This is a genomic window from Variovorax sp. E3 (genome assembly GCF_016082275.1).
Taxonomy (GTDB): Bacteria; Pseudomonadota; Gammaproteobacteria; order Burkholderiales; family Burkholderiaceae_C; genus Variovorax.
Window position 1 is genome coordinate 1 of record NZ_MOWM01000226.1, and the last position, 8,551, is coordinate 8,551.

Sequence of the window (8,551 nt, forward strand, 5' to 3'; positions counted from 1 at the left end):
GGGCGCATCCGCGCTGGGCTACGGCGACCCGCTCGGCGAGCCGCCGCTGCGCGCGGCCATTGCGCGGCATCTGTCGGTGGCGCGCGGCGTGCGCTGCGAGCCCGAGCAGGTCGTCATTGCCGAGGGCGCGCAAGAGGCCATCTCGCTGTGCGTGAAACTGCTGGCGAACCCCGGCGACACCGGCTGGGTCGAAGACCCGGGCTACCGGGGCGCCAAGGCCGCCATGCACGCGGGCGACATGCGCATCGTGCCGATGCGCGTCGACGCCGAAGGCCTGTGCGCGAGCCCGCAAGACTGGCGCAAGCACCCGCCAAGGCTGGTCTACACCACGCCTTCGCACCAGTACCCGGCCGGTGCGGTGCTGGGCATTGCGCGGCGGCTCGACCTGATCGCGCAGGCGCGCGCGCACGGCGCATGGATCATCGAGGACGACTACGACAGCGAGTTCCGCCACACCGGCGACCCCATCGGCGCCATGCAGGGGCTGGTGCCGCAAGCGCCGGTGCTGTATGTCGGCACCTTCAGCAAGACGATGTTTCCGTCGCTGCGGCTCGGCTTCCTGGTGCTGCCCGAGCAACTGGTGCCGGCCGTGCAGGCGCCGCTGGAAGAAATGCTGCGCGGCGGCCACCGCTATGAACAACTGGCCATGGCCGACTTCATCGAGAGCGGCCAGTTCAGCCGGCACCTGGGCCGCATGCGGCGGCTGTACCGCGACCGCCAGCAGGCGCTGCGGCTCGCGCTGCAGAAGCACCTGAAGGTGCCGCACGACATCGACGGCGGCTATTGCGGCCTGCACCTGACGGTGCGGCTGCCCGCGCGCTTCGACGACCGGAAAATCGCCACCGAAGCGCTGAAGCACCGCATCGCGCCGTCGCCGCTGTCGGGCTTTGCGATGCAGCCGACGCCGGCGGACAACGGGCTGGTGCTGGGATACGGCAATACGCCGGCGGAACTGTTCGAGCCGCTGGTGAAGCGGCTGTCGCTGTTGGCGCGGGCGGCGGACAGCGGCGGCTAACCGCGCGCGCTCACCACATGGTCACGCCGGAAATTGCGCGGCGTGGACCCCACCCATTGGCGAAAGCGCCGGTTGAAATACGCCTCGTCGGTGAAGCCGCACTGGTGCGCGATCTCTCGCACCAGCAGCGAAGTGGACGAGAGCAGCTCCTTCGCGCGTTCGATGCGCCGCTCGGTCACGAGGTCGGTGAAAGTGCGGTCGGTTTCCTTGCGCAGCAGGTTGGCCAGGTAGTTGGGCGACAGGAATGCGGCCGCGGCCGCGTCGGTGAGCGACAGCGGCTTGTCGAGGTTGTCGCGCACGTAGCGCACCACGCGTTGCAACGCGTCGCGCTGCGAGGTCTTGCCGTTGTGCTGCAGCGAGAGCCGCATCAGCGCCTGCTCCTGCCGCATGCAGGCCAGCCCGATGATCTGCTGCACGATGCCGCGCATCGCGATCTTGGCGCCGAAGTTGCGGCCCGTATTCAGCCCGTGCAGCTCGTCGAGCCAGCCGCGGATGCGCGCGAAGTCGGCCTCGTCGAACGCAAAGTCGACGTACTCCTGGAACAGGAAGGGCGCGAGGTCGGGATAGCGCGCGAGCGACACGTCGTCCAGGTCGAGCGCATCGACCTCGAGCTCGGGCCACAGGAAGCGCTGGTCGAAGTTGACGATGCAGTAGAGCGCCTCGGGCGGATGCGGAATGACGTGCACCCGGTACGGCAGCACGAAGCTCAGGTGGCGCGGGCCGAAGGGGCGCACTTCGCCGCCGATGGCCTGTTGCGAATGCCCTTCGATGCCGATCTGGATCTGGAAGTACGCATGCCGGTGCGGCAGCGTGAGTTCGTTGCGCGCTCCCTGGAAGCGGATGTCGAAGTCGAGATGGTCGGCACGCTCGTGCATGCCGTAGGTGCGAACGGACGTGGAGGGAGAGGGGCGCATCGGAGCGAACGGACGAACAGGCGTGGCGGCGGGCTTGCTTCTGCCCGCGAGGGTACGCCAACTCGCGGCCCGATGCGCGGGCCGAACCGGCGGCAGGGTCAGACGACCACGACTTCGAGCGCGCCGACGCCCGCCACGGTGCCGCGCATGCGGTCGCCGCGCTGCACGGCGGCCACGCCGGCGGGGGTGCCGGTGAAGATGAGGTCGCCGGGCTGCAGGGTGAACAGCGTCGAGAGGTAGGCGATGGTGTCGGGCACGTTCCAGATCATGTCGCCCAGGTCGCCGACCTGGCGTTGCGCGCCATTGACTTCGAGGCGGATCTCGCCGGTGGCGGGGTGGCCGGCCTTGGCCACGGGCACCAATTCACCGCAAGGGGCGGAGCCGTCGAAGGCCTTGCCGGTGTCCCAGGGGCGGCCCATTTTCTTGGCCTCGCCCTGCAGGTCGCGGCGGGTCATGTCGAGGCCGACGGCGTAGCCGTACACGTGGGCCAATGCGTCGGCGGCGGCGATGTTCGAGCCGCCGGTCTTGAGCGCGACGACAAGCTCGATCTCGTGATGGACGTCGTTCGAGAGCGTGGGGTACGCGAATTCACCACCGTCCGCGACGATGGCGCTGGCCGGCTTCATGAAGAAGAACGGCGGCTCGCGATCGGGGTTGTGGCCCATTTCGCGGGCGTGTTCGGAGTAGTTGCGGCCGACGCAGAAGATGCGGTTGACCGGAAAGCGTGCGCGCTCGCCCTGGATGGGCAGGGAGCTGACGGGCGCGGGTGCGATGGCGTAGAGGGTGTCGGTGGCGTTGGTCATGCTTTGACTCTATCCAGCGACTGGGCGCGTTCCAGGGACGCGTCTATGCGGCTCTTGGACTCAGTTACGGTTTCCTTCTTTGGCGTGTGCACAGGACACCGGGTACTCCCCTCCGCGAATGTCCCCCGGGGCTGCGCCCCTCCTCCTTTATTTCGCTGCGGGGAGTACCCGGTGCCCTGTGCACCTGGGCACGCTGTCGGTTCGCGGCCGATCAACAAGTGCTCCGATAACGCTCACGCTGATGGTGTGCTCTGCGCAGCGAAATAAAGGAGGAGGGGCGAAGCCCCGGGGGACATTCGCGGAGCAGAGCACACCGTCGGCGTGAGCGCACCCCGAACAGCTAGCCGGCCACCCCAAAACCGGTATCGAACGTACCCTTCACATCCAGAGGCTGCTTGATAAGCCCGACCTGGCGATAAAAGTCCGCCGTCCCCTGCTGATCGGCAATGACCTGCGCATCGATGGCCACCCACTTCTGCTGGCGCCGTTCGAACTGCAGCTTTGCGGCCTCGGGCGGAATGCCGATGATCCGCGCCAACGCCGCCGAGTAGGCGTCGACGTTGCGATACGACCAGAGCTGTGCCTTCACCACGCGCTGCAAAAAGTCCTGCAGCACCGGCCGCTTGGCTGCGATGGCGTTGTCCGTGGCGGCGAGGTAGCTCAGGCCCGGCAGCAGCCCGCGTCCGCTGACCAGCACGCGCGCGTGGTGACTCACCTCGGCCAGGGCCGTGTACGGCTCCCACGTGGCCCAGGCGTCGACCGAACCCTGCGTGAGCGCGAGCTTGGCGTCGGCGGGGGCCAGGAAGCGGATGTTCACGTCCTCGGGCTTGAGGCCGGCGGAGGTGACGGCCTTGAGCGTGACGTAATGGCCGATGGAGCCCCGGTTGGTGGCGATGCTCTTGCCCTTGAGGTCGGCCGCGGTCTTCAGCGTCGAATCGGGGCGCACGAGCACTGCGGTGCCGTAGGAATCGGAGCGGTTGGCGCCGATGGCTTTCACACGGGTGCCGGCGGCCAGCGCGAAGATCAGCGGGGCGTCGCCGATGGGGCCGGAGTCGACCGCCGCGGCGTTGAGGGCTTCGGCCAACGGCGCGGCGGCCGGGAACTCCGACCACTGGATGTCGTAGCCCAGGCCCTCGAGCCCGCCCGCCGCTTCGAGCAGCGCGCGCAGGCCGCCCTTCTGGTCGCCGGCCTTGAGCACCGGGCGGCCTTGTGCGGAAACGATGCCCGGCGCTGCGGCCACGGCTGCTGTTGCGGCTGCGACCGATGCGCCCTGAACGAGAAACCGGCGGCGTGAACTGTTGGGGGTCATGAAGGTTCGTTGCTTGCTCATGCGAGCGGGTCGAAGGAAACGTGCTCGGCGAAACGCACCGGGTCCGTGCTTTTCTTGAGCACGCCCACGCCACGGAAATCGCGTGCGTAGAACTCCACCTCGTCGCGCAGGCTGCGGCCCAGCGGGTGGTGATTGTGGGTGAGCGTGCCAAGCAAGGCGCGCAGGTCTTCCACCGCCACGTTGGGCGAGTACTTGGCGAACAGCTTGGCCGATTCGTTGGGGTTCTCGGCCACGTGGTCGGAGGCCTGGGCAATGGCGCGCACCAGCGAGGCGACGGTCGCCTTGTCCTTGCGCACGAGCTCGCCGCGCGCGCCGACGATGCAGCAGACCTTGTCCTTGTATTCGCCCGAGAGGTTGCTCGCCACCTCGACGTACGCGCCTTTATTGCGCTTCTCGATCAGGTAGATGTTGGGGTCGCCGTCGGCAATGGCGTGGATCTCGCCCTTCTTCACGGCAATGTCGAGCAGGTCGGCCGGGTACTGGCGCCAGGTGACGTCCTTGTCGGCGTCGATGCCGTGCTTGGTGAGCAGGATCGAGAAGAAGTTCTTGCCCGGGCTCGCGAGGTCGGACACGCCGATGACCTTGCCCTTCAGGCTCGCGATGTCGCTCACGCCCGCGCTCCTGGCGCCGACCAGCCGCACGCAGCCGCCGTGCGAGCTGCCGACGATCTTCACGTCGAAGCCCGACTCCAGCGGCTTGAGCCAGCGGTGGATCATGCCCACGGCCGCGTCGGCCTTGGCGGTGGCCAGCGACTCCAGCAACTGGTCGGTCGAGCCCGTGTAGTTGATGAGGTCGACCTGCAGGCCGTTGCGCTCGAAGTAGCCGCGCTCCTGCGCCACCACCACGGGCGAGAGGCAGAACGCGGCGGCGTTCCATGCAAAGGTGAGCTTGCGCGACTGCTGCGAGAAGGCCTGCGACGCGATGAGGCTGCCCGAGGCGACCACGGCGGCGGCACCGCCGGCGCGCAGCACGCTGCGGCGCGAAAGAGGCATTGCGTTCGCCATCACAGCAGCAGCTCGGGTTCGGCTTCGACCAGGCCTTCGTACAAGCTGTCGAACGAATGGATCGCGCCTTCGGGGCCGCCGATCTGGCCGTGCGTGTGGCGCGCGGTTTCTTCGTCGATGGGCTGCGGCTTGCCGGCGGCTTCGGCCAGCAATTGCGTGTGGCAGGCGTTGTCCAGCGCGATGTACCACCACGCGGCCGCCTCGACCGTGGGGCCGGCGGTCAGGATGCCGTGGTTCTTGAGGATGGCGCCCTTCCTGTCGCCCAGCGCCTGCGCGATGCGGTCGCCCTCGCTGCTGTCGACCACCATGCCGGTGAAGTCGTCGAACAGCGCCACGTCGTCGTGGAACACGCAGCTGTCTTGCGTGAGGGTGTCGAGCTTGCGCCCGAGCGTGGACCAGGCCTTGCCGTAGGTCGAGTGCGTGTGGGCGGCGGCGATGATCTTCGGGTTGTGCTCGTGGATCGCGGCGTGGATGGCGAACGCGGCCTTGTTGAGCGGCCTGTCGCCGATGACGGTCTCGCCCTTGGCGTTGACCAGCAGCAGGTCGGACACCTTGATGCGCGAGAAATGAATGCCCAGTGGGTTGACCCAGAAGTGGTCGGTCAGCTCGGGGTCGCGCGCGGTGATGTGGCCGGCCAGGCCTTGCGCGAAACCGAAGCGCGCGAACAGGCGGAAGGCCCCGGCCAGCCGCTCCTGGCGGTGGCGGCGCTCGGCCTGCACGGTGGGGCGCGGGGGGATGGGGTCGAACCAGTATTTCTGCTGCGGGTTCGGGTTGAGTTTCAGCGGCTGGGGGGCGTTGCGGTCGATGGAAAGGACGGCGCTCATCGGGGACTCCTGGGTATTGGGTTTTGCTCCTTCCCCCTCTGAGGGAAGGCCGGGATGGGGGCTCGACGGCTTCAACATCGCGACAGTCTTCAAGGCCGCGAGCCCCCACCCCTGCCCTCCCCCGGAAGGGAGGGAGAAATTCATCAAGCGGCCTTGCGGACGGAGGCCACGCGCTGCGCCACCAATTCGCGCGTGCGCGGAATCAGCTCGCGCCCATAGTCCAGCGCGTCCTCCAGCGGGTCGAACCCGCGGATCAGGAAGGTCGTCACGCCCAGGTCGTAGTAGTCCAGCAGCGCATCGGCCACCTGCTCCGGCGTGCCGACCAGCGCGGTGCTGTTCGAGCGACCGCCGATCTCTTGCGCGACCGCGGTCCACAGCCGCTTGTCGATGCGCGGCCCCTTGTCGGCTGCGGCCAGCAACCGCTTGGCCCCTTCGCTCTGCTGCGGCCCGCCCCGGTTGTAGCCCTGCACCACGCGCAGCCGCTTGGTCTCCGCCAGGATGCTCTCGGCACGCGCCCACGCGGCGTCCTCCGTCTCCGCCAGGATCGGCCGGAACGACACCGAGAAGCGCACGCCGCGCCCATGCTTCGCGGCTTCCGCGCGCACGCGCGTCGTCAGCTCGCGCGCCTGGTCGAGCGACTCGCCCCACAGCGCGTACACGTCGGCGTACTTGCCCGCGACCGGAATCGCCGCCTCGGACGCTCCGCCGAAGTACACCGGCACATGCGGCTTGCCGTTACGCGTCTGCGCCGGCTTCACTTCGGAGAACGCGTTCTGGAAGCGGTAGTGCGCGCCTTCGTGGTCGAAGGGCTTCTCGGCGGTCCACACCTTGTGCAGCACTTCCAGGTATTCGTCGGTGCGGGCGTAGCGCTGGTCGTGGTCGAGCCAGTCGCCGTCGCGGCGCTGCTCTTCGTCGGAGCCGCCCGAGATGTAGTGCACGCCGAGCCGGCCGCCGCTGAACTGGTCGAGCGACGCAAACTGCCGCGCGGCCAGCGTGGGCGCCACGAAGCCGGGGCGGTGCGCGAGCATGAAGTGGATGCGCTCGGTCACCGAGGCCGCATAGGCCACCGTGAGCGTGGCGTCGGGGCTGGTCGAATGGTGAGGCACCAGCACGCGGTCGAAGCCGGCCTGCTCGTGCGCCTGCGCGAAGGCGCGCACGTAGTCGCGGTCGAGCGAGGGGCCCTTGGCCGCGTGGATCTCCGAGACCTTCTGGCCCTGGATCATGCCGATGAATTCGACGGCGCCGTCTTGCTGTGGCTGGCTCATGTTGTTGTCCTTGTCGGGTGTGGAGGGGGAGGCAATCAAAAAATCAGGCGGCGGGCAGGCGCAGCACGCTCTCGAAGCCGCGGTCCCAGAGCGGCTTGACGTCAGCCGGGCCGTCGAGCACGCCGATCTTCAGAAAGGTGTCGGCCACGTCCTGGTGGCTGCGCACCACGGCGTCGCTGACGGGGCCCAGGCTGTAGTCGCCGCTGCGGCCGTTGAAGAGCTCGACGATGTCGCCGACGGGCACGCGCGTCTCGGCCGACTGCGCGCGCGCATAGGCCAGGAAGTTGCCGTTGATCCACGCGAACGCGCGCTGCAGGCGCTGCAGCAGGTCGGCCAGCGCGGCCCGGCGCAGCGTGTTGTCCAGCGCGCGCGGGTTGGCGTAGATGGGGAAGTTGCCCGACAGGTAGCCCACGCCGGTCTTGATGGTGCGCGCACCGTACTGCGTGCGCGCCAGTTGGCCGTTGTAGCCGTAGATGGCCCAGGCGTCGAGGTCGCCGCGCGCGAAGGCCGAGAGGCCGTCCGACGGCGTGAGGCTCACGGCCTGGATGTCGCTGAACGACAGGCCCGCTTCGGCCAGTTGCTTGGCCAGGTAGTAGTGCGAGGTGGTGGCGCGCACGTAGCCCACGCGCTTGCCCTTGAAGTCGGCAATGGTGCGGATCGGCGCGTCCTTGCGCGCGAGCGTGGCCTGGTTGTTGAGGTCTTCGTGCGTCACGGCCACCAGCTTCACGCTGGACTTCTGCCGCGCCGCGAACACCGGCGGGATCTCGCTGCCCGAGCCCAGGTCGAGCGCGTCACCGTTGATGGCCTCGATGTGCAGCACGCCGTTGTTGAGCTCGCGCCAGTCGATCTTGTAGGGCGTATTGGCCTGGCCCGAAGCCGTGAGCAAGGGCCGCCAGAGCCCCTTGTAGGTGCCTACGCGCAGCGTGACGCCCGACAGGTCGCGCGACGGCGACAGCGTCGAAGCTTCGGCCCCCATCCACCCCACCGAGGCGGCCGTGCCCCACGCGGCGGCGGCCTGCAACAGGCGTCGGCGGTCCAAAGGGAAATCTGGTTTCATGCCCCGGACCGTACCCAGAGGCCCCACGGATGCGAACGCAGAAAAACGAGTTTGCATATGCGGGATGCGTCGTTTTCCGTCGCCGGGCCGCCCGCTACCGTGCGCAGACCATGAGTGCACTCCCCCTGCGACGCCCCCCGGCCACGGCCGAAGAACACCCTTCCACGCCGCTTGCCGCCCCCGCGCTGCTGGCCCAGCTGTCGGCCCGCTTTGCCGCGACCGCCGCCGACCACGACCGCGACGGCGCCTTTCCGCGCGAGAACTTCGACGCACTGCAGGCGCACGGGCTCATCGGCCTGGTGGCGCCCGCGGCCTACGGCGGCGGCGGCGCCACGCTGG

General features: G+C 68.8%; 9 protein-coding genes. 2 read left to right on the forward strand and 7 right to left on the reverse strand.

Annotated features, from left to right (window positions below; translation table 11 throughout):
- Positions 1-1,015 (forward strand): PLP-dependent aminotransferase family protein (locus tag BMG07_RS38130; protein ID WP_198088832.1); only part of this gene is annotated, 1,015 nt, incomplete at its 5' end.
- Here the strand turns inward: BMG07_RS38130 and BMG07_RS38135 are convergent.
- From BMG07_RS38135 to BMG07_RS38165, 7 genes are all read right to left on the reverse strand, one after another.
- Complete coding sequence (locus BMG07_RS38135; protein WP_269759815.1) at positions 1,012-1,929, reverse strand: AraC family transcriptional regulator; 918 nt, start codon at positions 1,927-1,929, stop codon at positions 1,012-1,014. The genes BMG07_RS38130 and BMG07_RS38135 overlap by 4 nt on opposite strands.
- 98 nt (positions 1,930-2,027) lie before the next feature.
- A complete protein-coding gene (locus BMG07_RS38140; RefSeq protein ID WP_198088833.1) occupies positions 2,028-2,732 on the reverse strand; it encodes a fumarylacetoacetate hydrolase family protein in 705 nt (234 codons plus the stop codon).
- Between the two features lie 340 nt (positions 2,733-3,072).
- A complete protein-coding gene (locus BMG07_RS38145) occupies positions 3,073-4,062 on the reverse strand; it encodes an ABC transporter substrate-binding protein (RefSeq protein ID WP_374221426.1) in 990 nt (329 codons plus the stop codon).
- Positions 4,059-5,054 (reverse strand): ABC transporter substrate-binding protein, encoded by a 996-nt coding sequence (locus tag BMG07_RS38150; protein ID WP_269759816.1) that lies wholly within the window; start codon positions 5,052-5,054, stop codon positions 4,059-4,061. Before BMG07_RS38150 ends, BMG07_RS38145 begins: the two co-directional genes overlap by 4 nt.
- A gap of 11 nt (positions 5,055-5,065) precedes the next feature.
- Positions 5,066-5,890, reverse strand: coding sequence for a class II aldolase/adducin family protein (locus BMG07_RS38155; RefSeq protein WP_198088835.1), 825 nt, complete (start codon positions 5,888-5,890; stop codon positions 5,066-5,068).
- 143 nt (positions 5,891-6,033) lie between these two features.
- Positions 6,034-7,155 (reverse strand): LLM class flavin-dependent oxidoreductase, encoded by a 1,122-nt coding sequence (locus BMG07_RS38160; RefSeq protein WP_198088836.1) that lies wholly within the window; start codon positions 7,153-7,155, stop codon positions 6,034-6,036.
- A 43-nt stretch (positions 7,156-7,198) separates the two neighbouring features.
- Positions 7,199-8,212, reverse strand: coding sequence for an ABC transporter substrate-binding protein (locus BMG07_RS38165; RefSeq protein ID WP_198088837.1), 1,014 nt, complete (start codon positions 8,210-8,212; stop codon positions 7,199-7,201).
- A 110-nt stretch (positions 8,213-8,322) separates the two neighbouring features.
- On the opposite strand from BMG07_RS38165, the gene BMG07_RS38170 reads away from it, so the two are divergent.
- On the forward strand, positions 8,323-8,551 hold a 229-nt coding region (locus BMG07_RS38170), incomplete at its 3' end, for an acyl-CoA dehydrogenase family protein (RefSeq protein WP_198088838.1).

What these genes read in the sequence shown, in the direction of transcription:
- BMG07_RS38160 (WP_198088836.1), bottom strand. Translation starts at nt 7,155, where the DNA reads ATGAGCCAGCCACAGCAAGACGGCGCCGTCGAATTCATCGGCATGATC.
- BMG07_RS38140 (WP_198088833.1), bottom strand. Translation starts at nt 2,732, where the DNA reads ATGACCAACGCCACCGACACCCTCTACGCCATCGCACCCGCGCCCGTC.
- BMG07_RS38145 (WP_374221426.1), bottom strand. Translation starts at nt 4,062, where the DNA reads ATGAGCAAGCAACGAACCTTCATGACCCCCAACAGTTCACGCCGCCGG.
- BMG07_RS38150 (WP_269759816.1), bottom strand. Translation starts at nt 5,054, where the DNA reads ATGCCTCTTTCGCGCCGCAGCGTGCTGCGCGCCGGCGGTGCCGCCGCC.
- BMG07_RS38155 (WP_198088835.1), bottom strand. Translation starts at nt 5,890, where the DNA reads ATGAGCGCCGTCCTTTCCATCGACCGCAACGCCCCCCAGCCGCTGAAA.
- BMG07_RS38135 (WP_269759815.1), bottom strand. Translation starts at nt 1,929, where the DNA reads ATGCGCCCCTCTCCCTCCACGTCCGTTCGCACCTACGGCATGCACGAG.
- BMG07_RS38165 (WP_198088837.1), bottom strand. Translation starts at nt 8,212, where the DNA reads ATGAAACCAGATTTCCCTTTGGACCGCCGACGCCTGTTGCAGGCCGCC.